The 25875-nt window shown below is 57.9% G+C and carries 27 protein-coding genes; 13 read left to right on the top strand and 14 right to left on the bottom strand.

The genetic code is table 11. From position 1 onward, the window contains the following. Window positions 1-5: 5 nt before the first annotated feature. The 3 genes from glcF to AC2FLO_RS13705 are packed head-to-tail and all read right to left on the bottom strand — an operon-like array spanning window position 6 to window position 3913. Window positions 6-1319 carry a glycolate oxidase subunit GlcF gene (glcF, locus tag AC2FLO_RS13715; protein WP_496753692.1) on the bottom strand — a complete coding sequence of 438 codons (1314 nt, stop codon included), beginning with the start codon at window positions 1317-1319 and terminating at the stop codon, window positions 6-8. A 4-nt stretch (window positions 1320-1323) separates the two neighbouring features. Then, window positions 1324-2424, bottom strand: coding sequence for an FAD-binding protein (locus tag AC2FLO_RS13710; protein ID WP_496753693.1), 1101 nt, complete (start codon window positions 2422-2424; stop codon window positions 1324-1326). A 49-nt stretch (window positions 2425-2473) separates the two neighbouring features. Then, window positions 2474-3913, bottom strand: a complete 1440-nt coding sequence (locus AC2FLO_RS13705) for an FAD-linked oxidase C-terminal domain-containing protein (protein WP_496753694.1) — start codon at window positions 3911-3913, stop codon at window positions 2474-2476. Window positions 3914-3993: 80 nt separating this feature from the next. Between AC2FLO_RS13705 and AC2FLO_RS13700 the strand changes: the two genes are divergently transcribed. Beyond that, the gene (locus AC2FLO_RS13700; RefSeq protein ID WP_480587437.1) at window positions 3994-4704 is read left to right on the top strand and encodes a DUF599 domain-containing protein; all 711 of its coding nucleotides are present in this window, start codon (window positions 3994-3996) and stop codon (window positions 4702-4704) included. Window positions 4705-4739: 35 nt separating this feature from the next. Then, a complete protein-coding gene (locus tag AC2FLO_RS13695; protein WP_496753745.1) occupies window positions 4740-5087 on the top strand; it encodes a hypothetical protein in 348 nt (115 codons plus the stop codon). A gap of 3 nt (window positions 5088-5090) precedes the next feature. On the opposite strand, the gene AC2FLO_RS13690 is transcribed toward AC2FLO_RS13695, so the two are convergent. The 4 genes from AC2FLO_RS13690 to AC2FLO_RS13675 form a co-directional block, all read right to left on the bottom strand. After that, window positions 5091-5576, bottom strand: coding sequence for a flavodoxin family protein (locus tag AC2FLO_RS13690; protein WP_480623306.1), 486 nt, complete (start codon window positions 5574-5576; stop codon window positions 5091-5093). 1 nt (window position 5577) lies between these two features. Continuing rightward, complete coding sequence (rlmH, locus tag AC2FLO_RS13685) at window positions 5578-6048, bottom strand: 23S rRNA (pseudouridine(1915)-N(3))-methyltransferase RlmH (protein ID WP_480587312.1); 471 nt, start codon at window positions 6046-6048, stop codon at window positions 5578-5580. Between the two features lie 44 nt (window positions 6049-6092). After that, on the bottom strand, window positions 6093-6452 hold the full coding sequence (gene rsfS / locus AC2FLO_RS13680) for a ribosome silencing factor (RefSeq protein WP_209599225.1): 360 nt from the start codon (window positions 6450-6452) through the stop codon (window positions 6093-6095). Window positions 6453-6616: 164 nt separating this feature from the next. Continuing rightward, window positions 6617-7969, bottom strand: a complete 1353-nt coding sequence (locus AC2FLO_RS13675; RefSeq protein ID WP_480587315.1) for a mechanosensitive ion channel family protein — start codon at window positions 7967-7969, stop codon at window positions 6617-6619. Between the two features lie 116 nt (window positions 7970-8085). On the opposite strand from AC2FLO_RS13675, the gene AC2FLO_RS13670 reads away from it, so the two are divergent. The 6 genes from AC2FLO_RS13670 to AC2FLO_RS13645 all read left to right on the top strand — a co-directional run bounded on the left by AC2FLO_RS13670 (window position 8086) and on the right by AC2FLO_RS13645 (window position 13044). Then, the gene (locus tag AC2FLO_RS13670) at window positions 8086-8181 is read left to right on the top strand and encodes an isopropylmalate isomerase (protein ID WP_245220657.1); all 96 of its coding nucleotides are present in this window, start codon (window positions 8086-8088) and stop codon (window positions 8179-8181) included. 43 nt (window positions 8182-8224) lie between these two features. Next, window positions 8225-9628 (top strand): 3-isopropylmalate dehydratase large subunit, encoded by a 1404-nt coding sequence (gene leuC, locus AC2FLO_RS13665; protein WP_480587317.1) that lies wholly within the window; start codon window positions 8225-8227, stop codon window positions 9626-9628. Window positions 9629-9665: 37 nt separating this feature from the next. Continuing rightward, complete coding sequence (locus AC2FLO_RS13660; protein WP_496753696.1) at window positions 9666-10208, top strand: HdeD family acid-resistance protein; 543 nt, start codon at window positions 9666-9668, stop codon at window positions 10206-10208. 41 nt (window positions 10209-10249) lie between these two features. After that, entirely contained in the window at window positions 10250-10855 is a 606-nt protein-coding gene (gene leuD / locus AC2FLO_RS13655; protein ID WP_480483885.1) for a 3-isopropylmalate dehydratase small subunit, read from the top strand. 333 nt (window positions 10856-11188) lie between these two features. Further along, complete coding sequence (locus tag AC2FLO_RS13650; RefSeq protein ID WP_496753698.1) at window positions 11189-12019, top strand: hypothetical protein; 831 nt, start codon at window positions 11189-11191, stop codon at window positions 12017-12019. Continuing rightward, entirely contained in the window at window positions 12016-13044 is a 1029-nt protein-coding gene (locus AC2FLO_RS13645; RefSeq protein WP_480587320.1) for an endonuclease/exonuclease/phosphatase family protein, read from the top strand. Before AC2FLO_RS13650 ends, AC2FLO_RS13645 begins: the two co-directional genes overlap by 4 nt. Here the strand turns inward: AC2FLO_RS13645 and AC2FLO_RS13640 are convergent. Beyond that, a complete protein-coding gene (locus AC2FLO_RS13640) occupies window positions 13041-13943 on the bottom strand; it encodes a Rossmann-fold NAD(P)-binding domain-containing protein (RefSeq protein WP_496753700.1) in 903 nt (300 codons plus the stop codon). The two genes, AC2FLO_RS13645 and AC2FLO_RS13640, sit on opposite strands and share 4 nt — an antisense overlap. An 84-nt stretch (window positions 13944-14027) precedes the next feature. Here AC2FLO_RS13640 and AC2FLO_RS13635 point away from each other — a divergent pair, with 84 nt between their 5' ends. Next, window positions 14028-14921, top strand: a complete 894-nt coding sequence (locus AC2FLO_RS13635) for a LysR family transcriptional regulator (RefSeq protein WP_496753701.1) — start codon at window positions 14028-14030, stop codon at window positions 14919-14921. A 257-nt stretch (window positions 14922-15178) separates the two neighbouring features. Here AC2FLO_RS13635 and AC2FLO_RS13630 read toward each other — a convergent pair whose 3' ends face one another. Continuing rightward, window positions 15179-15451 (bottom strand): redoxin domain-containing protein, encoded by a 273-nt coding sequence (locus AC2FLO_RS13630; protein ID WP_496753703.1) that lies wholly within the window; start codon window positions 15449-15451, stop codon window positions 15179-15181. A 91-nt stretch (window positions 15452-15542) separates the two neighbouring features. Between AC2FLO_RS13630 and leuB the strand changes: the two genes are divergently transcribed. Further along, window positions 15543-16646, top strand: a complete 1104-nt coding sequence (leuB, locus tag AC2FLO_RS13625) for a 3-isopropylmalate dehydrogenase (protein WP_209507247.1) — start codon at window positions 15543-15545, stop codon at window positions 16644-16646. Between the two features lie 75 nt (window positions 16647-16721). On the opposite strand, the gene AC2FLO_RS13620 is transcribed toward leuB, so the two are convergent. Next, window positions 16722-18911 carry a transglycosylase domain-containing protein gene (locus tag AC2FLO_RS13620; RefSeq protein ID WP_496753704.1) on the bottom strand — a complete coding sequence of 730 codons (2190 nt, stop codon included), beginning with the start codon at window positions 18909-18911 and terminating at the stop codon, window positions 16722-16724. 259 nt (window positions 18912-19170) lie between these two features. Between AC2FLO_RS13620 and AC2FLO_RS13615 the strand changes: the two genes are divergently transcribed. Both AC2FLO_RS13615 and AC2FLO_RS13610 read left to right on the top strand, forming a co-directional pair. Then, on the top strand, window positions 19171-19509 hold the full coding sequence (locus AC2FLO_RS13615; RefSeq protein WP_209507249.1) for a P-II family nitrogen regulator: 339 nt from the start codon (window positions 19171-19173) through the stop codon (window positions 19507-19509). Between the two features lie 33 nt (window positions 19510-19542). Then, a complete protein-coding gene (locus tag AC2FLO_RS13610; RefSeq protein ID WP_496753706.1) occupies window positions 19543-20868 on the top strand; it encodes an ammonium transporter in 1326 nt (441 codons plus the stop codon). Window positions 20869-20940: 72 nt separating this feature from the next. Here AC2FLO_RS13610 and AC2FLO_RS13605 read toward each other — a convergent pair whose 3' ends face one another. The 4 genes from AC2FLO_RS13605 to AC2FLO_RS13590 all read right to left on the bottom strand — a co-directional run bounded on the left by AC2FLO_RS13605 (window position 20941) and on the right by AC2FLO_RS13590 (window position 23902). Next, a complete protein-coding gene (locus tag AC2FLO_RS13605) occupies window positions 20941-22125 on the bottom strand; it encodes an amino acid aminotransferase (RefSeq protein ID WP_267364233.1) in 1185 nt (394 codons plus the stop codon). Next, window positions 22125-22979 (bottom strand): 3-mercaptopyruvate sulfurtransferase, encoded by an 855-nt coding sequence (gene sseA / locus AC2FLO_RS13600; protein ID WP_496753708.1) that lies wholly within the window; start codon window positions 22977-22979, stop codon window positions 22125-22127. Before sseA ends, AC2FLO_RS13605 begins: the two co-directional genes overlap by 1 nt. A 93-nt stretch (window positions 22980-23072) precedes the next feature. Beyond that, window positions 23073-23342, bottom strand: a complete 270-nt coding sequence (locus AC2FLO_RS13595) for a CBU_0592 family membrane protein (protein WP_480587339.1) — start codon at window positions 23340-23342, stop codon at window positions 23073-23075. Then, window positions 23339-23902 (bottom strand): helix-turn-helix domain-containing protein, encoded by a 564-nt coding sequence (locus tag AC2FLO_RS13590; RefSeq protein WP_480587342.1) that lies wholly within the window; start codon window positions 23900-23902, stop codon window positions 23339-23341. The genes AC2FLO_RS13595 and AC2FLO_RS13590 overlap by 4 nt, the downstream gene beginning before the upstream one ends. Window positions 23903-24010: 108 nt before the next feature. Between AC2FLO_RS13590 and ilvD the strand changes: the two genes are divergently transcribed. Then, complete coding sequence (gene ilvD / locus AC2FLO_RS13585; RefSeq protein ID WP_480488176.1) at window positions 24011-25843, top strand: dihydroxy-acid dehydratase; 1833 nt, start codon at window positions 24011-24013, stop codon at window positions 25841-25843. Window positions 25844-25875 lie beyond the last annotated feature (32 nt).

Raw genomic sequence — 25875 nt, 5'->3', positions numbered from 1 at the left:
GTGGCTTATCGCAAAATTGGAACAGAACCTCCTGCCCCCTGCAACGCGGGTGGTTTCGGCCCCCCTGTTGCCCAATCCAGCAACTCGACCGTATGAACGACTGGCACTTGGGTGCCGGACCCGATTTGCATCATGCAACCGATATTGCCTGCTGCGATGATATCAGGTTTCTTGACTTCAAGTGTCCTGATTTTACGCTGCTTCAACTGACCCGAGATTTCCGGCTGCATCAGGTTGTAAGTCCCTGCGCTACCGCAGCACAAATGGCTGTCGGCGGGCTCGACCACTTTGAACCCGGCACGTTTCAGCAGGTCTTTGGGATAGGTCTTGATCTTCTGCCCATGCTGCAGCGAACAGGCTGCGTGATACGCAACTGTAAGGTCCTGATCACGCCCTTCGGGTAGACTCAGCTTCATAACCAGCTCACTGATATCCATCGCGATACCCGAGACCCGCGCAGCATCGACCGAGAGCGCGTCGTTCCGGAATATATGCCCGTAATCCTTGACCGTCGTCCCACAGCCCGAGGTGTTGATCACGATGGCGTCCAATCCGTCGCCGTCCATCTCGCGAATCCAGGCCCTGATATTGGCGATTGCGGCTGCGTGGCTGTCTTTCACCTTGCCCATGTGATGGGTCAGCGCTCCACAACATCCAGCACCCTCAGCCACCACAACCTCACATCCCAGCCGGGTCAGCAGACGGATCGTGGCGTCATTAATGTCAGTATTCAGCGCTTTCTGAGCGCAGCCCGTCATCAGGGCCACCCGCATTTTCCGCTCGCCTTCGGGCGCAAAGCTTTGAGGGTCATCGTTACGGCTGACCGGCGGAATGTTCTTGGGCGCCATGTCCAGCATGGCACGCAAACGGGCATCTGGCATCAAAAACCGGAACGGGCGACCCAGTTTCGCCCCGATCAACGCCCAGCGAAAGCGCATCGGATAGGGCAGGATCTGTGCCAGAACCCAACGCAAAATACGATCCGCCAAGGGGCGTTTGCAATTCGCCTCTATATATTCACGCGCGTGATCGACCAGATGCATATAGTGCACACCTGATGGGCAAGTGGTCATGCAAGCCAGGCAGGACAGGCACCGGTCGATATGCTTGACCGTCTTTTCGTCGGGCTGCCGCTCGTTTTCGAGCATATCCTTGATCAGATAGATGCGCCCGCGCGGACTGTCCAACTCGTCGCCAAGAACCTGATAGGTCGGACAAGTCGCCGTGCAGAATCCGCAATGGACGCAATTTCGCAGAATTTCGTTCGCGCGCTTGGTTGCCGGGTCTTGCAGCTGCCGTTCTGAGAATGATGTCTGCATAAACCTATCCCATCAGCCCCGGATTAAACAATCCACGTGGGTCAAACTTAGCGCGCAACCCCTTTGTCAGGCTCGAGACGGCCGCGTTCTCCGGTTGAAAACGCCCCAGTCGCGCGACTGTTTCTGCATCCGCTCGTACAAGTGTCGCGTGGCCGGAAAACACACCTAGACGCGCGCGCAGATCCGTACCTTTCGGGACGCGCAGCCAGACAAGCCCGCCGCCCCAGTCAAAAAGCAACTGATCCGCTTCGGCACGCGCTGAAACTTCGGCCGCATCTCCGGGTTTTACTGAAAGCCGCCAGACATCCCCGTCCTGCCCCTGAAACGGATGAGCATCGCGGATACCAGCCCAAAGCGTGTCTGCATCCGCTTCCTCTGAAATCTCTCCAAACCGGGACAGTTCAGCCGCCAACCTGCCTGTGCGATATTCGACCGCGTCCGTGAAGCCTTCGACCCTAAGCAGGGCTTTCCCGGCGTCGGGATCATACGCGGCCCCCGTTACCTCGAACGGCGATCTCAGCGCAGCGGACAGAACCCGAACCGCAGTTCCAGCATCCCGAACTCCAACAGATAGTGTTGCGGCGCGTTCCGGTTTGGGCAGCACCTTCAGCGAGACCTCGGTCAAAACCCCTAAAGTACCCCAGGACCCGCCCATCAATTTGACCAGATCGTACCCGGTGACGTTCTTCATGACGCGGCCACCGTTCTTGATCACCTGCCCTCGCCCATTGACATAGCGTACCCCCAGCAGAAAATCCCGGCAGGCTCCGGCCTGAATCCGTCGCGGGCCCGAAATATTGGCGGCGACAACGCCGCCAATGGTCGGTTCACCCTGTGTTCCCAGCAAACCGCGATGATCCATCGGCTCAAACGCGAGGTGCTGACCCTCTGCTTCCAGCGTCGCCGTGATCTCGGCCAAGGGCGTCCCTGCCCGTGCAACAAGGGTCAGCGCCCCGGGTTCATAAAGCGTGACACCGCGTAAAGCTCCGGTTTCGATTTCCGCAAGCGGGCCGGCAATTCCACGCGTCCCGCCACCGACAATGCGTACGCGGTTTTCTAACCCGGCCACCAGCTTTGCCAGATCGGCCTCAGTCTCAGGTCTCATTGGCTTCATCTTTTCCAAAATACTCCGGGGGCAAGGGGGCAGCGCCCCCTTATTCTGCAGCCATACGCCGCGGCTCCGACACGTCGAGCGGAAACACTTTGGCCGCGTTCAGCAGCCATTTGGGATCGAAAACGTCCTTAACCGCCATCTGCGCCTCAAGGTCGGCAGGTGAATATTGATGAGACATCAGATCCCGCTTTTCGATCCCCACACCATGTTCCCCAGTCAGACAGCCGCCCTCGTCAACACACAGCTTCAGAATCTCTGCCCCAAAAGCTTCGCATTTTTCCAGATCGCCGGGTTTGTTGGCATCGAACAAGATCAGCGGATGCATATTTCCGTCGCCCGCGTGGAACACATTTCCGACCGGCAACCCAAACTCCTCACTCAATTCTCCGATACGACGCAGAACGGTTGGTAGGGCTGACACCGGGATCGTGCCATCCAGACACATGTAATCGTTCAATTGTCCCATGGCACCGAATGCAGATTTCCGACCCAACCAGATCTTGGCGCTTTCCTCGGCCGACTGGCTTTCGCGCAATTCAACCGGGTCATGGCGTTTTGCTATCTCGATGATTTTCGAAAGCTGAAAATCTATTTCAGCGTCAGACCCCTCCACTTCGACGATCAGCAGCGCGTTGCAATCGGGATACCCGGCATGGGCGAAATTTTCGCAGGCCCTGATGCACAATGTATCCATGAACTCGATCGCGACCGGCAATATGCCCGATTGGATGATGTCCGAGACACACTGCCCCGCAACCTCATTGTCATTAAAACCCATCAGGACCGGTCGTGCGCCCTCGGGCTTGCGAAGAATACGCAGCGTGGCCTCGGTCACCACACCCAGTTGACCTTCGGACCCACAGATGACGCCCAACAGGTCCAGACCTGGTGCATCCAGATGCGCACCACCGATTTCGACAACGCTGCCGTCCATCATGACCATGGTCACGCCCAACAGGTTGTTTGTTGTTACCCCATATTTGAGGCAATGCGCTCCGCCCGAGTTCATCGCGATATTGCCAGCAATGGCACAGGCCAGCTGTGAAGACGGATCGGGGGCGTAGAAGAAATCCTTTTCCTCGACCGCACCGGTAACGCTTAGATTGGTGCGACCCGTCTGTACTTTGATGAAGCGGTTGTCATAGTCGATTTCCAACACCTCATTCATCCGTGCGACGCCCAGAATGACGCAATCCGCCGTCGGCAAGGCTCCACCGGCCAGTGAAGTTCCCGCCCCGCGCGGCACCACAGGCACGTTTTCGTCATGACAAATGCGCAGAACATCCGAAACCTGCTGTGTGCTTGACGGCAGCACGGCCAGCATTGGCGGGCATTTATAGGCCGTCAAAGCGTCACACTCGTAAGCGCGGGTTTCGGAGGGGTCATGGATGATCGCATCTTCGGGCAGAACCCGCGACAGCCGCGCAACAAGCGCAGATTTCCGGCTCAGAACATCCGGGCTTGGCTTTGGCATCTCCATGGCATTCCTCCTTTTGGTAAAATTATATTACCAATTTATCGCACTGGCAAGTTCCCATGCCCGGCCTTACTGTCGCGGCCATGACCTGGATCGAACGTGCCGCTCTTTTTGCCCCTCTAGACTACGCATCATTGCTTTTGCTGCTGGTTGCGTGGCTGTGGATCGGGTGGAAAATCGAACATCCATCACCGCAGAGGCAATCCGTAGCCCTTATGATGGACGATTACCGGCGCGACTGGATGCGCGAGATGGTGACCCGCCAACCGCGCATGTTCGACGCGCAAGTCGTGGCGGCCATGCGGCAGGGCAGTACATTCTTCGCGTCGACCACGATGATTGCCATCGGGGGCGGGCTGGCCTTGCTGGGCAACACCGAAAGGCTGGCAGGCGTCGCAATCGACCTCGCCATCGGCAGTGTCCCGGCAATGGTCTGGGAGATCAAAATCCTTTTCGTCGTATTGCTGCTGGCCAACGCATTTCTGAAATATGTCTGGGCGCACCGCCTTTTCGGATACTGCGCCGTGTTGATGGCTGCAGTTCCCAATGACCCCGAAGACCCGCAAACCTATCCCCGCGCCGGTCAGGCGGCTGAGATCTGTGTCACCGCCGCGCGCAGCTTCAACCGCGGTCTGCGCGCAACCTATTTTGCACTGGCGTCGTTGGCATGGTTTCTTGGACCTGTCGCGCTCATTTTGGGTACAGCGGTCACGTTTGGCGTCTTGTATCGGCGCGAGTTCGCCTCACACTCCCGGGAAATACTGATGGCCCGAGCCGCCAGCACGGATACGTGATACCGATGCGCTATCCTACTGGTTACACTGGTGCGATGCGATACTTGATTCTCTTCGCCTTACTGGCCAGCCCTGCCCTTGCCGACCCGCCAACAATCGAACAGGTCCTCACCAGTGCAAACGGTGATACATGGCGGTTCGATGTGACGATCCGGCATCCCGATACGGGTTGGGATCATTACGCCGACGGCTGGCGTGTTCTGGATATGGATGGAAACGAGTTGGGAATGCGCGTCCTGCTCCATCCTCACGAAACCGAACAACCCTTTACCCGTTCTCTGGGCGGGGTGGTCATTCCCGATGGCATGACGCAGGTGCAAATTCGGGCACGGTGCATCGTCGATGGATGGAATAAAGGCACCACAGTGGTCAACCTGGATTGACCCTCAGAAAATTCCCATGGCCAGACCCGCACCCAAAGCGGCTCCTGTCTCGCGGCATTGATCCAGTTGGTCTTGCGGGATTGTCTTTTCGGCCAAAATGGCCTCGGGTGTTTGCGCATGAGTACAGATGATCAGCGGAGGCTGAACAGCTTTTAATCGCCAACCGGTGGCTATCCGTGCGATCTGACGGGCGGCGTTTTCACCATCCGATCCTGCGCAAATCATCTGCGCATAGGGTCGGCCTTCCAGTTTTCCCAGCACCGGGTAGTAGCAGCGGTCAAAGAATTCCTTCATCAGACCCGAGATTGCAGCCAGATTTTCTGGCGCGCAAAAGATGTAGCCATCGGAGGCCAACAGATCTTCCGGCCCGGCTTGATCGGCTGGCATAAGCTTTGTGTCAGCCTCACCTCGCGCCGCTTCGGCCGCCGCTTCGGCCATCTGCCGGGCACCGCCTGTGCGGGAGTGATAAACGATCAGAAGCTGCGCCATGTCAGACCCGGTGATAGGGGCCACCTGACAGAATGGTCGCGGCCCGGTAAAGTTGCTCGGCCAGCATCACACGGGCCAGCATATGGGGCCAGACCATCGACCCGAATGAAATGGAAAAATCCGCCTCGGCCCGCAGAACTGGGTCAATTCCATCCGCACCACCGATCACAAATGCCAGATCCTGCCGACCGGCATCGCGCCAATCACCCAGCTTCTTCGCGAAATCGGGCGAGGACATGACACGCCCCCGTTCATCAAGCGTGCACAACACCGCCCCTTTGGGCAGGGCCTTACGCAGCAGCGCGGCCTCGGCCGCCATGCCTGCGTTTTTCTTGTCTTCAACCTCGATCACCTGCGCAGGCCCAAGGCCCAGCGCACGGCCGGTCCGGTCAAATCGGGTCAGGTAATCGTCAAGCAGTGTCTTCTCGGGTCCGGCGCGCAATCGCCCGACCGCAACTATGCTGATACGCATATCTCTCTCGCCTCCGGCCTGTTAATGCAGGCCGGGATAGCGCCTCAGTTCGCCGAGGCGCTGCCGCCCTGAGGCAGCCACATCTTTTCCAGCTGATAGAATTCACGCACTTCGGGGCGGAAGATATGGACGATGACGTCGCCCGTATCGATCAGCACCCAGTCGCCGGTATCCTTGCCTTCGACCTTCGAGGTGAAACCGAATTCCTGCTTGATGCGATCCGTCAGCTTTTCCGCCATGGCCGACACCTGACGGGTCGACCGACCCGAGGCAATCACCATGTGATCCGCAACCGATGACTTGCCCTGCAGGTTGATCTGCACGACGTCTTCGGCCTTGTCATCGGAAAGTGAGGAAAGGATTCGTTCAAGCAGCTTGTCGCTGATTGACTGAGAGTGGGCCATTATGTTGACCCCATCATCGGCGGGCAAACCCGCCTGTGTATGTAGAGACAGGACATAGTCCTCCTTTGTTGCGCGCCGCGAAACCCCGGCGCCGGGGTACTAATAAGGTAGCAAGGGGAATGCAACATTTCAATGAATGCACGCTGCAGGGCGTACACAGACGCTTACTCTGTGATGATCTGTTGCGCAGTTGCGCCGTCCGGCAGCAACCGGATCTCGCGCTGTGGGAAGGGGATCGAGATACCTTCTTCCTTGAATGCGTCCCAAAGAGCCAGATAGACATTGCCCCTAATATTGGTCAGCCCCTTTGTCGGGTCGCTGATCCAGAACCTCAGCACATAATCCACGCTGCTGTCACCAAATCCGGTGATGTGGCAAACCGGTTCATGTTTGCCGCCGCTCAGGACCCGGGCAACCGCCTTTACCGCCCTGATTGCGGTTGCGCGCACTTTATGCGGATCGTCGTCATAGCTGGTACCAAAATCCAGATCCAATCTCACGAACCGGTCAGAATGCGACCAGTTCACCACCTGGTTGGTAATCAGATCTTCGTTTGGTATCAGGTACTCGCGCCCGTCCCGCGTTACGACAGACACGTATCGCGCGCCAAGCGCATTGATCCAACCGAACGTATCCCCCAACGAGATCACATCGCCCGGCTTGATCGAGCGGTCCATGAGGATGATGATCCCCGATATCAGGTTCGACACCACTTTTTGCAGACCGAACCCGATACCCACGCCGATAGCGCCGGACAAAAGCGCGATACCGGTCAGATCGAACCCCAACGTTCGGATCGAAGCCATAAAGACTGCTCCGTAAAGCAGAACCTGTATGCCTTTTGACAGCAGCACCTGCATGGACGGAGTTATGTCGTCATTGCTTTGCAATGCGCGTTCGGCTGCGCGCGTGCCGATACGGGCCAGTGTCAGCAGGATGCCAATCAGCAATGTGGCCTTGAGAATCCCAAGAGCCGAAATATGCAGGTCCCCGATGGAAATCGCGACACCGTCAAGAAAACCCGCGACATCATCCGTCAGATTCAGCGCGACAAGCGTTGCGTAGATCCACATTGCCCATTTGAATATCCTGCGAAGCGTGCGGTTTTGGACCAGTCTGGCGACCAGTGCTATCGCCAGCCATGCCGCCGCCAATGTAGCTATCACCCCGATGATATAGCTGCGCGACGGCCAGGTGAGTTGCTGCATGGTCAGATACAATGCCCACGAAAGCAGGATGAAGTAGACCAGCGCCAACCGCCGCATCAGCTGTACCAGAACCCGCAGCCGCCATTTCGGCCATCCCGTGCGTGAACGAGCCCAGGCATCCCATCTAGACTGGGTCAGGAATTTCAGCAGCAAAGCCAGCGCCCACAGCAACAGGATGATGAGCAGTTGATATTGTCGCCAGCCCGGCGTGACGATCAGATCAAGCAGCCTCTCGAATTGCGCGGAAAAAGCCGCAACCATGTTGTTATAGAGGTCGGTCAGCGTACTTGGGATCAGGTCTTGGTTCATGCACGTCTCCTGCGGGGCCAGCTTGGACAGCAATGCAGGGCGATGCAAGCCTGACACTGGTTTTGAACCTTGATTGCCGGAAGGGCGCGGTATATCTGAACCGCATGAGACTCAATGTGGCCCAACTTCAGAATCTGGAAGATCGCGCGCGCTTGCGTGAACGGTTCTTTGGCGCTGCCCGCACGGTTCTGGCGCGTCTATCCGTCGCCTGAGCAAACTCGCCAGCTATTTCTCATTACATACGGGAGAGGACCGATGTCCCCCAAGACACTCTATGACAAGATCTGGGATGCCCATGTCGCGCACGAAGCCGATGATGGAACCTGCCTGCTTTATATCGACCGCCATTTGGTGCACGAAGTCACCAGCCCGCAGGCATTTGAAGGGCTGCGCATGGCAGGCCGTAAAGTGCGCGCGCCGGAAAAAACCATCGCTGTACCGGACCACAACGTGCCGACCACACCGGACCGCGTGAATGGGATCGAAAACCCGGAATCACGCATTCAGGTCGAGGCGCTGGACAAGAACGCCAAGGATTTCGGCATTCACTACTACCCGGTGAATGACGTGCGCCAGGGCATTGTCCACATCGTTGGCCCGGAACAGGGTTGGACCCTGCCGGGTATGACCGTTGTCTGCGGCGACAGCCACACAGCGACCCACGGTGCATTCGGCGCGCTGGCCCACGGCATCGGTACGTCCGAGGTTGAGCATGTTCTGGCAACGCAAACGCTGATCCAGAAGAAGTCCAAGAACATGAAGGTGGAAATCACCGGCAAGTTGCAACCGGGCGTGACCGCCAAGGACATCACTCTGGCTGTGATCGGTGAGACCGGCACCGCTGGCGGTACCGGCTATGTCATCGAGTATTGCGGCGAAGCAATCCGTGATCTGTCGATGGAAGGACGCATGACCGTCTGCAACATGGCGATTGAAGGCGGGGCTCGTGCCGGTCTGATCGCGCCGGATGAAACAACGTTCGAATATGTCAAAGGCCGCCCGCACGCGCCGAAAGGGGCGCAGTGGGAAGCGGCTCTGACATGGTGGAAAACGCTTTACACCGACGAAGACGCGCATTTCGACAAGGTCATCACTCTGCGCGGCGAAGACATCGCGCCGGTCGTGACCTGGGGCACTAGCCCCGAGGACGTTCTGCCGATCACCTCAACCGTACCGAACCCAGAGGATTTCGAAGGCGGCAAAGTCGATGCAGCCCGCCGCTCCATCGAATACATGGGGCTTAAAGCCGGCCAGAAGCTGAGCGAAGTTGAGATCGACACCGTCTTTATCGGCTCGTGCACCAACGGCCGGATCGAGGACCTGCGAGCCGCCGCCGAGATTCTGAAAGGCAAAAAGATCAAGGACGGCATGCGCGCCATGGTCGTTCCGGGCTCGGGCCTCGTCCGCGCGCAGGCCGAAGAAGAAGGTCTGGCGGATATCTTCAAAGAAGCCGGTTTCGAATGGCGTCTGGCAGGATGTTCGATGTGCCTGGCGATGAATCCCGACCAGTTGAAACCGGGTGAACGCTGCGCCGCGACTTCGAACCGCAACTTCGAAGGCCGTCAGGGCCGGGGCGGGCGTACCCACCTGCTGAGCCCGGCAATGGCCGCCGCAGCGGCAATCACAGGACGGCTGACAGACGTTCGTGAAATGATGTAAGATACCCTCATAACTGGATATTTGAGGGATTGAAGACATGAGTGACTGGACAAAATGGCTATTGCTTGGACTTCTGTCCATCGTGTTCGGCATCTTTGTGCTGGGCGCACCGGTCGTGGCATCAATTACCGTGACGGTGGTCACAGGTGTATTGCTGCTGATTTCGGGCGCGTTGCAGGTTGTTGGCGGCTTCACTGTAGAAGGGACCGGCAACAAGATACTGTCACTTATCATGGGTGCCGTGATGCTGTTTCTGGGCTGGTCCTTTCTGGATCACCCACTGCAAGGAACGCTGACACTGGCAACCGTCTGCCTGATCCTGTTCATGGCTGGCGGCATTGCCCGCGTGATCCTGTCGTTCCAGATGCGCGGAACACAGTATTTCTGGGCGACGCTGGTCTCGGGCATCATGTCGATTGTTCTTGCAATCCTGATCTGGCGCTTTGCTGCAATGGACCCTTCGGTGCTGCTGCAATTGCTGGGCATCCTGCTGGGGATCGAGATGATCTTTAACGGGCTCGGCCTTGTCTTCATGGCGTTCTTCGTCAAGGACGCACCAAAAGAAACGAAACAAGCTTAACGCGGGGTCTGGGCGCGGCCCTCTCCCGCAGGAGTGTGAACATGGATAAGTTTGAAAAAGTCCACGGGGTGGCCGCCCCAATGCCGCTGATCAATATCGACACCGATATGATCATCCCGAAAGTACACCTGAAAACCATCAAACGGTCGGGCCTGGGTGTCGTTCTGTTCGACGAGATGCGTTATCACGATGACGGTCAGGAGAATGAAGAATTCGTCCTGAACAAGCCCGCCTATCGCGAGGCCGAGATTCTGGTTGCTGGCGACAATTTCGGCTGTGGGTCCTCACGCGAACACGCGCCCTGGGCGATCAAGGATTTCGGCATCAAGGTCGTGATCTCGACCAGTTTTGCCGACATCTTCTTCAACAACTGCTTCAAGAACGGCATTCTGCCGATTGTTGTCGGGGCAGAACACCACGCGATCCTGATGGATGATGCGCATAAAGGCGAAAACGCCCGCATGACCGTACATCTGGAAGACCAGCAGATCACCACATCGGACGGCGTCGTGATCGATTTCGAAATCGATCCTCACCGCAAGCACTGCCTGCTTAATGGTCTGGATGATATCGGGCTGACGATGGAAAAAGATCATCACATCGACAAGTTCGAGGATCACGCCAGTCAGGCCCGCCCCTGGGTGTGATCCTGGGGACGAATCTGTGGATACTCAACCTGACGGGGTCGCCAAGGCGGCCCCGCTCGCATTCTTGGGGTTGATTTTTCGAAAACCACAACATGTGGGTATCAATTTGAGATACACGTCGGATTTGCGTCGAAAATGATGCAATACCGCACCAGTTGCGCCATCTTTTTGCCCGAAATCCCGTGTTTTCTGCACCTCGGCTTGAGCAAAATGCCGCTTATCGTTCATGTTGACGCTGAAGAGGCATCCGTCAACGTCAGACGAAGCGACGGGCACAAGTTGGAAACAAGTCGACAAAGATCGGCTGATCCGGTTTGAAAAAGGGTTCGGATAGTGATTGCGCGCACAACAGGGGCGGCGATACGCGGTATACTTGTTGCACTTATGGTGCTGACACCTGCGTTGTACCTGCCTGTCTCATCTACGAACGGGACCGAGATACTGGTCTTTCTCGCGATCCTCGCGTTTATCCTGACCTTTGCCGAATACAATTCCGCCTTTCCCAGCTTCATCGAATTCCGCGACGCGCCCCCGGTCAATCGCCTTCGGTTTGTCGGCCTGATGTCGATGGTCACCTTTCTGACGCTGATCTGCAAAAACGCCTTTGAACCAACGCAGTTGACCACATTCTCTTATTCGGTTGGTTTGGCTGTCGCAAATGTGGTGGACTTCCCCTATTCTCCGGTGCGCCTCATCGTGTTGTTGTTGCCCCCGGATGCCAGCCACGCCTTGATTGAACTGGTCCGCATCACGGCCAGCGTAGCTTATGTCGCGGCATTGGTCACGATTGTCAGCTTTGCCTATGCGGTCAGGGTTCGGGGTTGGCCAACCGGGAATGGCGCCTTCAATGTTTGGACAAACCTGCCGCTGTTTGACCCTACCAAAGGGGGCGATGTCGTTACGCGCCTTCAACGGGATGGCCGCCTGAACATCTGTATCGGCATTCTGCTGCCATTCCTCATTCCGGCGATAATCAAGTTGATGAGCAGTGTGATCGCCCCGATCTCTCTCGGGAACCCACAGACCTTGATCTGGACCATGAGCGCATGGGCCTTCCTGCCCGCCAGCATGATCATGCGCGGCATGGCGACCCTTAGGATCGCGGGCTTGATCATGGAAAAACGCCGCGCTTATTCGACCAGCGAGTCAACACAGGCCGCATGATCCGCACCCTATGTTTGCTATTGCTGCCCTTTGCGGCACAGGCAGAGGTCGTGCGTATCGCCACCTATAATACCGGGCTCAGCGAAAAAGGTCCTGGCCTACTGCTTCGCGACATTCAACGCGATGACGCGCAGGTTCTGGCCGTTGTTGACGTTATTGCATCGGCACGCCCTGACATAATCGCCCTTCAGGGTATCGACTGGGACCTAAACAATACTGCTGTAATCGCCCTGACCAGGAAACTGCGCAACGCGGGGCTTGATTACGGATATTACCTTGCCGCACAACCCAATGCCGGGCTGGAAACCTCGCTTGATCTGGACGGTGATGGTAAGACCCAAGGCCCCGGCGACGCCCAAGGCTGGGGGCAGTTCACAGGTCAAGGTGGGCTGGCGGTGTTGTCGCGATACGAAATCATCACCGCTGAGGTTCAGGATTATTCCGAGCTGTTGTGGCGGAGTTTACCGGGCGCCACCCTGCCCGGCGTAAACGGGCACCCCTTCCCGTCTGACGCGGCACATCAGATACAACGCCTGTCTTCGACCGCACATTGGGTTGTACCGATCGAAACCCCTTATGGGCGGCTCAATCTCATGACCTTTCATGCGGCGCCACCCGTTTTCGATGGGCCCGAGGATCGAAACGGATTGCGCAACCAGGATGAGATCCGGCTCTGGTCCGTTTTACTGAACGGTGAACTGGGGCCAGTTCCCGAAGGTCCCTTCGTAATCGCCGGCGATGCCAACCTTGACCCAACGCGTGGAGAGGGCCGTAAACAGGCCATTCAGTCCCTTCTGGCCCATCCGCGTTTGCAAGACCCGCTGCCGAAAGACCCGTCAGGTTCGACCTCAACGGTCGCGTGGAAGGCCACGGGTGAAATGCGCGTGGATTATGTGTTGCCGTCGGCCGACCTGCGCATTTCGGATGCCGGTGTAACGTGGCCGGAAGAAGGCACCAAGCTATACGAATCCGCCCTGCGCGCCAGCAGGCACCGATTGGTCTGGATTGACGTCACCCTGCCCTAAGGCGTGACCGACTCTCCGTTCGCATAGGGCAAAGCCACAAGGGTGGGTGAGATCGCAGAACGCAATGCATCATCCAGATCTGTCTGATGCACAGAACCCAGCAACTCGGTCAGGTACGATCCGTCCAACTGATGTGGCACCTGCCACAGGTACCGCATTTCAATCAGGTGTGAGGACATGCGCCAGAATGGTCGCGCCAGCTGCAATGGCCACCATTGCATCGGCTTCACGGATATGTCCCGTCCGGTCACTCTCGTCAGAGACTGCGCGATCTCAGCTCCGGTCAGGGTGTAGCCAGCAAAAGGAACATCGCAGAACCGCGGCAGATCCTTTCGGATTTCACATAGCGCTACGGCAGCTTGGGCCAGATCAGGCAGATAGGCCCAGGCGTGCAGAGCTTCTGGATTTCCGGGATACACGAATTGATTGCGCGACAGATGCTTGATCATGACCTGATCGAACCAGTTTCCAGATGCCTCAGTGTCAATGAAATCGCCTGCTCGCAGAAGGATCGTTCTGACGGTTGAAGCGCGATACGCCTCCTCCATCTCGATCCGGAAACGGCCAAGCGGATTGGTGGCCAAGTGCGGTGTAATCCCGGACCATGGGCCTTGCGTGCCCGCTCCAAAAACATAGACGTTTCCGGGAACCAGTACGGTGGCTCCGGTCTCGGACGCGGCGTCTATCACACGTCTGGTCAGGTCGGGCATTTCACGCAACCAATCAGGATAGAGCGGGTTCCACCCGTTTACGATTACATCCGCCCCTTTTGCCGCCAGGGAAAGAGAACCGGACCCGCGACGGAATGTCTGCACGTTCCAACCCGCATTCCGAAACGCCTTTGCAGCATTGCGCCCAAACCGGCCCGACGCGCCGAGTATCAGAGCAGTTTGTGTCATTGATGCCTCCTGTTTCAGACCAATCTATCCATTCAATGCACGTATGGAATTGCCCGGAAATGTAGAATGTGTATTCAATTATGAATGGATAAAGCACTGACACATGCGGATTGGTCTCTGATCCAAAGCTTTCTGGCCGTGGCCGAAACAGGATCCCTGTCGGCCGCTGCACGGCACCTTGATCGCAGCCAACCCACATTGGGGCGGCAAGTACAAAGCCTTGAGACCGAACTGGGTGTATCCTTGTTCGACCGCCACGCGCGCGGCCTGAAACTAAGCGTGGCAGGTTCCCAGCTCTTGCCGATGGCGCAGCAAATGCACAGCGCCATGACTGCCTTCAGCCTTGCCGCCGCAGGGCAGTCGCAGCAGCTTGAAGGCTCGGTCCGCATCACCGCTTCGGTCTTCGCGTCGCATCATCTGCTGCCTCCGATTCTGGCGAATATCCGAAGGCAGGAACCCGCCATTCAACTTGAGCTGGTCGCCACCGATACCACGGAAAACCTGTTATACCGCGAGGCAGATATTGCCGTTCGCATGTATCGCCCCGCGCAAATGGATATCATTTCGCGTTATCTGGGTGAGGTGCCGTTATGCTTCTGCGCGGCCAGGTCCTATCTCGACCGTAAGGGACGCCCCAAGACACCCGAGGAACTTTTTTCCCACGACCTTGTGGGGTTTGACGTCAATCAGGAAATCATCAAGGCCATGCGCGAAAAAGGATGGCCCGCAAGCCGCAACAGTTTTGCGACCCGCTGCGATCTGCAAAGCGCCTATTGGGAACTGATCCGCGCGGGATGCGGCATTGGCTTCAGTCAGGTCCAGATGGCAGAAGCCGACCCGGATGTCGAAATCTTGCCGCTGGATGTTGAAATCCCGGTTCTGCCCGTGTGGTTGGCTGCGCCGCAGGCCATGCGCCAGACCCCACGTATCCGCAGGGTCTGGGATTTGCTGGCAGAAGGGCTCAAAGCCAGCCTCTGAGGATCAAAGTGGGCCCGTATACGTTCCGCGCGCCGGGTAGTTGTTGCCCAAAGTGAACTTCAGACCACCCGCGATATCCGACATCGACGGACGTCCAAAAGGCGTGGTCTGCTGCCACCCAAAATAAAGCGTCCGGTCAGGTGCGATGTAAAAATGTCCGGGCTCTGCGAACAGGTCTGGTTCGGCACTGCCTTCGCGCCTGGTCGAGATGTTCAGCCCCCAACCCTCCCGTGCCTCAGACAGGGGCAGGCTGTGGCCTACACGCAGGCGGGAAACATTGGCTTTTCTGCGGTTTCAGCGGCACGTTCGGCAGTATCGGTGGTGATCATGATAACCTCGACACCCAGCGCCGCGAAATCGTCCAGCGCCGCCTCGGCCTCGGTCATCTGCCTGATGCAGATCGGGCAATGCGATCCGCGATATTGAATCACCAGCGTTCCGTTTTCGCCCTTGTTGGTCTCGAGGTCGAAACTGCCATGGGCGACAGTTTCAATTTTCAGCGCAGGAACCAGATTTCCGGGTGTCAGCATGTGTTTTCCTTGTGTTTTGACAGGTCTGTCTCATTGACCCGATGCTGCGCAGACGCTAGGGCCTGTGCAACAAAACGCAAGGAGACCCTTCATGCCCAACCCCTCGCTCCTCATCCTGCCCGGAGACGGAATTGGCCCAGAAGTTATGGCCGAAGTGCGCAGAATCATCGATTGGTTCGGTGCCAATCGTGGTCTTCAATTTGACGTGAGCGAGGACCTGGTGGGCGGTGCCGCTTATGACGCCCACGGCAAGCCTCTGTCCGATGAGACCATGGCAAAGGCGCAAGAGGTTGACGCGGTTCTGCTGGGCGCCGTCGGCGGTCCGAAATACGACGATCTGGATTTCAGCCTGAAACCCGAGCGTGGCCTGCTGCGCCTGCGTAAGGAAATGGACCTGTATTCGAACCTGCGCCCCGCGCAGTGTTTTGACGCGCTTGCCGATTTCTCTTCGCTGAAGAAAGACATCGTTGCCGGTCTCGACATCATGATCGTGCGCGAACTGACGTCGGGCGTCTATTTCGGTGAGCCGCGCGGTATCTTCGAGGAAGGCAACGAACGCGTCGGCATCAACACCCAGCGTTACACCGAATCCGAGATTGAACGCGCCGCGCGCTCGGCTTTTGAACTGGCAATGCGCCGCAACAAAAAGCTGTGCTCGATGGAAAAAGCCAACGTGATGGAATCGGGCATCCTGTGGCGCGAAGTCGTCACCCGCGTCGCAGCGGACTACCCTGAAGTTGAGCTGAGCCATATGTATGCCGACAACGGCGCAATGCAGCTTGTACGCGCACCGAAACAGTTTGATGTGATCCTGACCGACAACCTGTTCGGTGACATCCTGTCCGACTGCGCCGCGATGCTGACCGGGTCGCTGGGCATGTTGCCTTCGGCCTCTCTGGGCGCGCCGATGGCTAATGGTCGGCCCAAGGCAATGTATGAACCCGTCCATGGCTCGGCACCGGATATCGCGGGTCAGGGCAAAGCCAACCCGATCGCCTGTATCCTCAGCTTTGCCATGGCCCTGCGCTACAGCTTTGATCAGGGCGAAGAAGCGGATCGTCTGGAGGCCGCGATCGAGAAAGTACTGGCCGATGGTGTACGCACCGGCGACCTGCTTGCAGATGAGGGCGTTCAGCCCGTATCAACCACTGAAATGGGCGACGCGATCCTTGCGGCCTTGGATGCCAGCGTCTGAAACACGAAACAGCGAAATGACAAAAGGCGGTGCCCGATGCACCGCCTTTTTTCGTTTTTTCCCTCAGAGAAGGCTCTAGTTTCCACCGAAGATATTCTTCAGCAGATTGTTGATATCATCGGCAAAGCCTCCGCGCTTTCGACGCGGTTGTGGCTGTGCGACCTGAACCGGCGGCGCTGGTGCCATCATCGGCAAGGGTGTCGGTGTCATCCCTTCGGTGACACGCAGCATGGTTTCTCTCCAGATTTCCGCAGGCAAACCTCCGCCGGTCACACCAGATAGGGGCGTGTTGTCGTCATAGCCCATCCAAACACCGGTTACATAATCCGCAGTAAACCCGATGAACCACGCATCCCGCGCCGCCTGGGTCGTGCCTGTTTTGCCTGCCACCTGCCAGCCGGGCAACTTGGCCCGTCCACCTGTGCCCTCGGACACCACACGTTCCATCATCCATGTCAGCTGTTTGGCAGCCGCGTCGTTGATCACCCGTTCACCGATACCGGTTGTCGTAACCATGACAGGTGCTTCATCACCCAGCAGCTTCAACTCGGTCAGGCCATAAGGTTCAACGGCAGAGCCGCCGTTCAGAATACCTGCATAAGCCCCCGTCATCTCAATCAGCGTGCTTTCCGACGCGCCCAGTGCCAAGGCCGGACCTTGCGCCAGATCGCTGGCAATGCCAAAACCACTGGCCACGGTGCGGACGTTATCCAAGCCTGAAATCTCGGCAACTTTCACCGCCGGAATATTCAGCGAGTTCTTCAGCGCATCCGCCAGTGACACGCGCCCGTAGTACTTGTTGGTATAGTTCTTGGGGCACCATTGACCGGACCCGGGAATGTCCACGCAGTAAGGTTCATCCATCACCGTATCCAGCGGCGAATAGCCGAGTTCCAGCGCGGTGGCGTAGACAAAGGGTTTGAAGGACGAACCGGTTTGGCGCTTGGCGATGGTGGCCCGGTTAAACACCCCGGCAACCCGTGTTTCTCGGCCGCCGACCATGGCTCTTACCGCTCCGTCCGCGGACATGACCACGATGGCCGCCTGCGCCTTGGAGCCTTCGCGCACCTTTTCCTGAAAGATGAATTGCAAAGCCTCTTCCGCAGATCGCTGAATCCGCTGATCCAAAGTCGTCTGAATCACAACATCTTCGGTTGTGTTGTCGCCAAAATAACTGGGAAGTTCCGAAACAACCCAATCTGCGAAATAGCCGCCCGCTCGGGCAGCTGCAGCTTCAGACAGTTGCGCCGGGCGCGTACGCGCTTCGCTGGCTTGTGCGGCGGTCAGATATCCCTGATCCTCCATCAGACCGATAACCAGCCGCGCCCGATCCTGAGACCGTTGCAGGTTGTTGGTCGGTGCATAGCGTGTAGGCGCAACCAGCAGACCAGCCAGCATCGCGGCCTCTGCGGGCGAAACCTCGGCGGCCGATTTTCCAAAGTAGCGCTGGCTTGCGGCTTCGAACCCACGCGCGCCTGCGCCAAGAAAGGCGCGGTTCAGGTAGATCGTCAGGACCTCGTCCTTAGAGTATTTCACCTCCATTGCCAGCGCATAGACTGCCTCCTTGGCCTTGCGCCACAAGGAACCCTGACGGCAGTCGGCCTCATACGCGGCCTCGGAATCCCAATCGCTGGGATCATAGGGAACACCCAGACACAGCAGTTTCGCGGTCTGTTGCGTGATTGTCGATCCGCCATGCCCGGACAAAGGCCCGCGGCCTTCTTTCAGGTTGATGCTGACCGCGCTGGCGACACCACGCGGGCTGACCCCGAAATGCCGGTAAAATCGTTTGTCTTCGGTTGCGACAACCGCGTTTTTCAGATGTGGAGACACGGTATCGGCCGTGATCACGCCACCAAACTGATCGCCACGCCAGGCAAAGACCTTGCCGTCACGATCCAGCAAGGTCACAGAACCCCGCGCGCGCCCATCCAGCAAGGCATCCACATCCGGCAACGTGGCGTAGACGATACCCACCGCCAGCGCGAGCAGCATGGCCGAAATCGCACCGACACGCCAGGTCAGGCCCCAGATCAGCCGCCAGATCCACCGGAACAAACGGCGAAAGATACCACCGCCTTTGCCCCCTGATGACTTGCGGGTTTTCCTGCGTGTGGTTTTGCGCGTGGCCGTTTTGCGCGTGGCCGTTTTGCGCGCCGTCGATTTCTTGCCCGCCGCGCTTTTGGTCGCCGCCGGTTTTCGGCCCTTTGAAGGGTACCGTCTATCCGCGACCAATGTCGGCTTGCGGCGCTTGGACTCAGTCATGCTCAAACTCTGCCCGGTTATACTTTTTGGTCACCATACCTCGACAACCGCAGTATGTAGAGGTCCGAATTTCCGGAATTTCCCCTCCCTATAGTGCTCAATTATTAGTCATAATGCCAAAGTTGTGCAAAAATTGTGCAACTTCGCATTATTTTCCGACAGGTTTTGGTCCCGAAAGCGTTTCTTACTGCGCCGCGGCGCGCTTTTTTTCTGCAGGTGCAAACAAGCCGGTCCCACCGGACAATCAGAGGGGAAAGACGTGAAACTGATCATTGCGACAATCAAGCCGTTCAAGCTGGAGGAGGTGCGCGAAGCACTGACCGAGGCTGGCGTGCGCGGCATGATGGTAACCGAGATCAAGGGCTTCGGCTCGCAGTCCGGTCACACCGAAATCTATCGTGGTGCCGAATATGCGGTGAACTTCGTGCCCAAGATCAAGCTTGAGATCGTGGTGCCTGCGACAATGGCCGACCAGATCGTCGAGACCATCACCAAAACCGCCAAAACCGGCAAGATCGGTGACGGCAAGATTTTTGTCCTCGATGTCGAACAGGCAATGCGTGTGCGTACCGGGGAAACCAACGAGGACGCGCTGTAAGTGCGCCCACTCACAATCATTCGAGGACTCACAATGAACCTGATGAAATCTCTCATCCCTGCCGCCGCCATTGTTGCGCTGCCGCAGATGGGTCTTACGCAAGAGGCCGCCGCAACCGGCGAAGCGGCACTGCACACCCAGTATATCTTTACCACGCTGCTGTTTCTGATGGCGGGCTTTCTTGTTTTCTTCATGGCCGCAGGTTTCGCCATGCTGGAAGGCGGTCTGGTACGATCCAAAAACGTTGCCATGCAGATGATCAAGAACGTGGCATTGTTTTCATTTGCCGCAATCATGTACTGGCTGATCGGGTTCAACCTGATGTATCCCGGCGACGGTTGGTCCATCACGGGCTGGCTTGGCCCGTTCTTCTCGACCACAACGCTTGATGCGGTTGGTGTTGCACCAGAGGATGCGGCACTGGACTATGCTTCGGTCGGTTCAGACTTCTTCTTCCAGCTTGTGTTCGTGGCCGCGACCGCATCCATCGTTTCCGGCGCCGTGGCGGAACGGATCAAGCTTTGGCCCTTTCTGATCTTCGTCATCGTGCTGACAGGCATCATGTACCCGATTTCCGGTTCGTGGAAATGGGGTGGCGGCTGGCTGGATGCCAAGGGCTTCTCGGACTTTGCCGGTTCGACCATTGTACACTCGGTCGGTGGCTGGGCTGCGCTGGCAGGGGCCCTTATCCTGGGTCCGCGGATCGGCAAGTACAAAGATGGCAAAGTTCACCCGATGCCCGGCTCTAACCTGGCGCTGGCGACCCTGGGAACGTTCATCCTGTGGCTGGGTTGGTTCGGATTCAACGGCGGCTCGCAACTGGCGATGGGAACGGTGGGTGATGTATCGGACGTGTCACGCATCTTTGCCAACACCAACATGGCGGCTGCTTCGGGCTCGGTTGCAGCGCTGATCCTGACTCAGGTTCTGTACAGGAAGCCCGACCTGACGATGGTGCTGAACGGCGCGCTGGCGGGTCTGGTCTCGATCACGGCCGAACCGCTGGCCCCAACCCTGTTCGGTGCCCTGTGGATCGGTGCCGTGGGTGGTATTATCGTGGTCTTCGCGGTCCCGATGCTGGACAAGTTCAAGATCGATGATGTTGTCGGTGCCATCCCAGTCCACCTGTTCTGTGGCATCTGGGGCACCATCGCAGTCATTTTCTACGGTGACGCAAGCCTGGGCGCGCAGCTTCTGGGCATCGTCGCATACGGCGTTTTCACCTTTGTCGGCGCACTGATCCTGTGGACGATCCTGAAATCCACCGTCGGCATCCGTGTCAGCGAAGAGGATGAGATCAACGGCCTCGACATGGCGGAACTGGGAATGGAAGCATACCCCGAATTCTCGAAAGGCTAAGCCTTGCCGCCACCTGACAAAAAAACCCGGGCGTTCGCGCCCGGGTTTCCGTTTCGAATGTCGCGTCGGCGTCTAAACCCCGACATCCACAATTGCTTTGGCCAAAATCGGCACAGTCGCTGCGTTCAGCCCGGCAATGTTCAGGCGACTGTCGCCGACCATGTAGATACCGTGTTCAACGCGCAGTTTCTCGACCAGTTCCGGTGCCGCCCCAAGGCGTGAGAACATGCCCCGGTGCTGAGCGATGAACCCAAACCGGTCGGATCCGGCCAGACGCTGCAACTCGTCAGCCAATTGCTGGCGCAGGCCCAGCATGGACAGCCGAACCTCTTCCAGTTCAGTTGCCCAGTCTGCCCGCAATGCTTCATCCATAAGAATGGTCGTCACTACGCGCGCGCCGTGGTCCGGCGGGAAGGAATAGTTCTGGCGATTCAAAAACGCCAGCGTGGCCTGATTCAACGCCGTTTCAGCCGCGTTGTCACTGACGGCCATCAGCAACCCGGTGCGCTCGCGATAGACGCCGAAGTTTTTGGAACATGACGCCGCAATCAGACATTCCTTTACCGATGAGGCCACCAGCCGCACGCCTTGCGCATCCTCTTCCAGACCGTCACCAAAACCCTGATAGGCAATGTCGATCATCGCAACGAGGCCCAGCGCATTGATCAGGTTCACAACCTCCTGCCATTGCACCATGTTCAGATTGGCACCGGTCGGATTGTGGCAGCAGCCATGCAGCAAAACCACGTCACCCGCTTTGGCGGTTTTCAGGTCTGCGATCATCCCATCGAAATCGACGCCCCGGGTCTCTTCATCGAAGTAACGATACTGAACGGTTTCCATCCCCAGGTAATTCAGGATCGACAGATGGTTGGGCCAGGTCGGGTTCGACACAAACACACGTGCCGAAGGGTTCGCCATCCGGATCAACTCGAACGCCTGGCGGCAGGCGCCGGTGCCTCCGGGTGTCGCCACTGCGGCGATGTTGCCACGCGGCACCGAAGTACCCAAAATCAATCCGATCATCGCATCCGCATATGCCGGATCACCGGCCAGACCGGTATAGGCCTTGGTTTCCTGTTCTTCCCAGATGCGCTGTTCGGCGGCTTTCACCGCGCGCATCACCGGCGTCACGCCTTCGGCATTCTTGTAGACACCAACACCCAGATCGATCTTCTGATCACGCGGGTCTTCGCGGTACATCTGCATCAGCGCCAGAATCTTGTCGGCGGGCTGCGGTTTCAGGTTCTCGAACATCAGTTCTCTCCGGTTGCGACGGGCAGGGTCGGGAAGGCACCCCATTCAGCCCAGGAGCCGTCATAAAGCGAGTGGTCTTTCTTGCCCATGCGTTCCAACGCAAGGCTGAGAATGGCGGCCGTGACACCCGAACCGCAAGAGGTGATCGCCGGCTTAGACAGATCGACGCCTGCAGCCTCGAATATGGCGCGGCAGTCCTCGGGCGACTTCATTGTTCCGTTGGCATTCAACAACTGCCCAAAGGGCACATTGCGCGAGCCCGGAATGTGGCCCGAACGCAGCCCTTCGCGCGGCTCGGGAGCGGTTCCGGCAAACCGGTCGGCCGAGCGGGCATCGATGATCTCGTGATCTGCCAGTTTGGCGGCGGCGGAAACTTGCGTGACGTCCCGGACAAGCTGGTTTTGCACGCGAACAGTCATGTGACGGTCGCGAATGACCGGAGGCAGATCCTCGATCTCGCACCCCTCGGCCTGCCACTTCGGCAAACCCCCATCCAGAACCGCGATGTTTTCCTGCCCCATCAGGCGGAACAGCCACCAAACGCGCGCAGCAGACATCAGCCCGGCACCATCATAAACTACAACCTGATGACCATCACCGACACCCATGGCGCGCAGGCGCGACATGAATTTTTCGACCGGTGGCGCCATATGAGGCAGGTCGGAACGGTGATCTGATATCTCATCAATATCGAAGAACCGTGCTCCGGGGATATGCCCGGCATCATATTCGGCCTTGGCATCACGGTTTTGCGCGGGCAAATACCACGACCCGTCCAGAATCCGCAGATCCGGGTCTTTCATGTGCGCGGCCAGCCATTCGGTGGATACGAGGGTTTTCGGATCGTCCTGCATCAAAGCCTCCCCTAAGCGAGCTTGGGGTTTCCCTATACCCCGTGGCATGGGCGTTCAAGGCTGGATAGCGCTAGCGCTTGCTAACCGCTGGATTTATCGCGCCTTACGCAGGCGGAAATGCTGGATGATGCCGATGAAGCTGATCACAATCCAAAACCCTTCGATCAGCATCGAGGCCAGATTGAAATTCTCAAGCAGCGAAAAGACGATCAGGACAGACCCCAGCAGGTTGATCACCGGAAAGGCCAGGTCATCGGAATTCATCATCCGCATCTGCGTCGCGAAATACGCCGCCACCACGATCAGCGCCCCGAATGAGCCGATGGCATCCACGATGGTAAGTGTGTCAAAGATAGCCGTCATATCTGGGCCGTGCCATTTTGAGGAGATTCAGTGTGTTGCGCATAGTGATGCATGTTTAGAAACGCGGCTCCTTGCGAACCGGCGCGATACCCGTGCGGCAGGTCCGCAGCAAAGCGCAAACCCTGCCCGGCCTGCAAAGGCACCCAATCCTCGCCACGCAGAATTTCCAAAGTACCGCTGAGGACAAATACTTCCTCGGTCACCCCGGCGGCATGAGCCGGGGATTCGTGGCTTTGGTTCGCGGCAAGGTTCACGTGAAAGGTCTCGGCTCCCAGTGCGGGATCGAAGGGAAAGACGATCTTGACCTCGATACTGCCGGGAAAGGTTACAGTCTGAAAGACCGATGGATCGCCCAGCGTTGTATCGATCAGCCCGCTGAGCGGTATCTGAAAGCCTTTGGCGATTTTCCAAAGCGTGGCGATCGTTGGGCTCGATTCGCCGCGCTCAATCTGACCTAGCATGGCTTTGCTGACCCCGGTCATCTCGGCGACTTTAGACAGGCTCAACCCCGAAGCTGTCCGCACATCCCGTAATTTCAGCGTAATGTCGTCCATAGCCATACCCGCGCCCTGCGATTTACCTTGTACGTTATAACGCACATGTGCTACGTGCGCTATAACGTACGAACCCCGAATTATGCAACCCGAGGCAACAGGGAAAACAGCATCATGCCAATGTACCGATCCAGAACCTCTACCCATGGCCGCAACATGGCTGGCGCACGTGGCCTTTGGCGGGCCACAGGTATGGGTGACGACGATTTCGGCAAACCGATCATCGCCATCGTCAACTCGTTCACGCAGTTTGTGCCGGGTCACGTGCATCTGAAGGACCTGGGCCAGATGGTCGCGCGTGAGGTCGAAGCCGCAGGTGGCGTGGCGAAAGAGTTCAACACCATCGCCGTGGATGACGGCATCGCAATGGGCCATGACGGGATGCTGTATTCGCTGCCCTCGCGCGAAGTGATCGCGGATTCGGTCGAATATATGGTCAACGCCCATTGTGCGGATGCGATGGTCTGCATTTCGAACTGTGACAAGATCACTCCCGGCATGCTGATGGCCGCCATGCGCCTGAACATCCCGGCCATTTTCGTCTCGGGCGGTCCGATGGAAGCGGGCAAGATCGACATCGCCGATCTGGAGGCCAAGAAGATTGACCTTGTGGACGCTATGGTGGCCGCTGCGAACGACAAGTTCACTGACGAACAGGTTCAGCACATCGAGGAAAACGCCTGCCCCACATGTGGTTCATGTTCGGGCATGTTCACCGCGAATTCGATGAATTGTCTGGCTGAGGCGCTGGGTCTGGCCCTGCCGGGTAACGGCTCGACTCTGGCGACGCACGCAGACCGCAAAGAACTGTTCCTTGAAGCTGGCCGCAGGATCGTCGAGATCACCAAGCGCCATTACGATCTGGACGAAAAAGGCTTTCTGCCCCGTGAGATTGCCACCTTTGATGCGTTCGAAAATGCCATGAGCCTCGATATCGCCATGGGTGGATCAACCAACACGGTGCTGCACCTGCTGGCCATCGCGCATGAGGGTGAAGTTGACTTCACCATGGCCGATATGGACCGCCTCAGCCGTCGTGTTCCCTGCCTCTGCAAAGTCGCGCCCAACACCGAAAATGTGCATATGGAAGACGTCCACCGTGCCGGTGGTATCTTCTCGATCCTGGGAGAGCTCAGCCGCGCGGGCCTGCTGCACAACGAATGCAGCACGGTGCACTCGGCCACGATGGGTGAGGCGATTGCCAACTGGGACATCACCATCGCCAACAACCCCAAGGCACAGGAACTGTTCAAGGCCGCCCCCGGCGGTGTGCGCACCACACAGGCGTTCAGCCAGTCGAACCGGTTCAAGGAACTGGACACTGATCGCAAGGGCGGCGTGATCCGGTCCAAGGAACACGCGTTCAGTCAGGACGGTGGTCTGGCGGTTCTGTTCGGCAACATAGCCCGCGACGGCTGCATCGTGAAAACCGCTGGTGTGGATGCCAATATCCTGCAATTCACTGGCTCGGCTTACGTGTGCGAAAGCCAGGATCAGGCAGTCAGCGATATTCTCACTGGCAAGGTGAAAGAGGGCGACGTGGTGGTGATCCGCTATGAAGGCCCGCGTGGCGGTCCGGGGATGCAGGAAATGCTGTACCCGACATCCTATCTGAAATCGAAGGGTCTGGGCAAAGCCTGCGCCCTGCTAACCGACGGGCGGTTTTCGGGCGGAACATCCGGTCTGTCGATCGGCCATGTCTCGCCCGAGGCGGCTGAAGGCGGAGAGATTGGCCTGGTCCAGAATGGCGACACGATTGAAATCGACATCCCCAACCGCTCGATCAATCTGGCCGTCTCAGATGAAGAGCTTGCCGCCCGGCGCGAAGCACAGGACGTAAAAGGCTGGGTGCCTGCTGCGCCGCGCAAACGCAAGGTGTCTACCGCGCTGAAGGCCTATGCCAAACTGACCACCAGCGCGGCAAAAGGCGCCGTACGCCAAGTCTAAACTGATACATTACCGGTCTGCTGACGCGGCAG

This window comes from Ruegeria sp. TASC047 (assembly GCF_059612445.1).
This window is presented reverse-complemented; position numbering and strand designations above follow the sequence as displayed.

Coding starts and splice junctions, on each gene's coding strand:
- glcF (WP_496753692.1), bottom strand. CDS start 1,319: ATGCAGACATCATTCTCAGAACGGCAGCTGCAAGACCCGGCAACCAAG.
- AC2FLO_RS13710 (WP_496753693.1), bottom strand. CDS start 2,424: ATGAGACCTGAGACTGAGGCCGATCTGGCAAAGCTGGTGGCCGGGTTA.
- AC2FLO_RS13705 (WP_496753694.1), bottom strand. CDS start 3,913: ATGGAGATGCCAAAGCCAAGCCCGGATGTTCTGAGCCGGAAATCTGCG.
- AC2FLO_RS13700 (WP_480587437.1), top strand. CDS start 3,994: ATGACCTGGATCGAACGTGCCGCTCTTTTTGCCCCTCTAGACTACGCA.
- AC2FLO_RS13695 (WP_496753745.1), top strand. CDS start 4,740: ATGCGATACTTGATTCTCTTCGCCTTACTGGCCAGCCCTGCCCTTGCC.
- AC2FLO_RS13690 (WP_480623306.1), bottom strand. CDS start 5,576: ATGGCGCAGCTTCTGATCGTTTATCACTCCCGCACAGGCGGTGCCCGG.
- rlmH (WP_480587312.1), bottom strand. CDS start 6,048: ATGCGTATCAGCATAGTTGCGGTCGGGCGATTGCGCGCCGGACCCGAG.
- rsfS (WP_209599225.1), bottom strand. CDS start 6,452: ATGGCCCACTCTCAGTCAATCAGCGACAAGCTGCTTGAACGAATCCTT.
- AC2FLO_RS13675 (WP_480587315.1), bottom strand. CDS start 7,969: ATGAACCAAGACCTGATCCCAAGTACGCTGACCGACCTCTATAACAAC.
- leuC (WP_480587317.1), top strand. CDS start 8,225: ATGTCCCCCAAGACACTCTATGACAAGATCTGGGATGCCCATGTCGCG.
- AC2FLO_RS13660 (WP_496753696.1), top strand. CDS start 9,666: ATGAGTGACTGGACAAAATGGCTATTGCTTGGACTTCTGTCCATCGTG.
- leuD (WP_480483885.1), top strand. CDS start 10,250: ATGGATAAGTTTGAAAAAGTCCACGGGGTGGCCGCCCCAATGCCGCTG.
- AC2FLO_RS13645 (WP_480587320.1), top strand. CDS start 12,016: ATGATCCGCACCCTATGTTTGCTATTGCTGCCCTTTGCGGCACAGGCA.
- AC2FLO_RS13640 (WP_496753700.1), bottom strand. CDS start 13,943: ATGACACAAACTGCTCTGATACTCGGCGCGTCGGGCCGGTTTGGGCGC.
- AC2FLO_RS13635 (WP_496753701.1), top strand. CDS start 14,028: ATGGATAAAGCACTGACACATGCGGATTGGTCTCTGATCCAAAGCTTT.
- AC2FLO_RS13630 (WP_496753703.1), bottom strand. CDS start 15,451: ATGCTGACACCCGGAAATCTGGTTCCTGCGCTGAAAATTGAAACTGTC.
- leuB (WP_209507247.1), top strand. CDS start 15,543: ATGCCCAACCCCTCGCTCCTCATCCTGCCCGGAGACGGAATTGGCCCA.
- AC2FLO_RS13620 (WP_496753704.1), bottom strand. CDS start 18,911: ATGACTGAGTCCAAGCGCCGCAAGCCGACATTGGTCGCGGATAGACGG.
- AC2FLO_RS13610 (WP_496753706.1), top strand. CDS start 19,543: ATGAACCTGATGAAATCTCTCATCCCTGCCGCCGCCATTGTTGCGCTG.
- AC2FLO_RS13605 (WP_267364233.1), bottom strand. CDS start 22,125: ATGTTCGAGAACCTGAAACCGCAGCCCGCCGACAAGATTCTGGCGCTG.
- sseA (WP_496753708.1), bottom strand. CDS start 22,979: ATGCAGGACGATCCGAAAACCCTCGTATCCACCGAATGGCTGGCCGCG.
- AC2FLO_RS13595 (WP_480587339.1), bottom strand. CDS start 23,342: ATGACGGCTATCTTTGACACACTTACCATCGTGGATGCCATCGGCTCA.
- AC2FLO_RS13590 (WP_480587342.1), bottom strand. CDS start 23,902: ATGGCTATGGACGACATTACGCTGAAATTACGGGATGTGCGGACAGCT.
- ilvD (WP_480488176.1), top strand. CDS start 24,011: ATGCCAATGTACCGATCCAGAACCTCTACCCATGGCCGCAACATGGCT.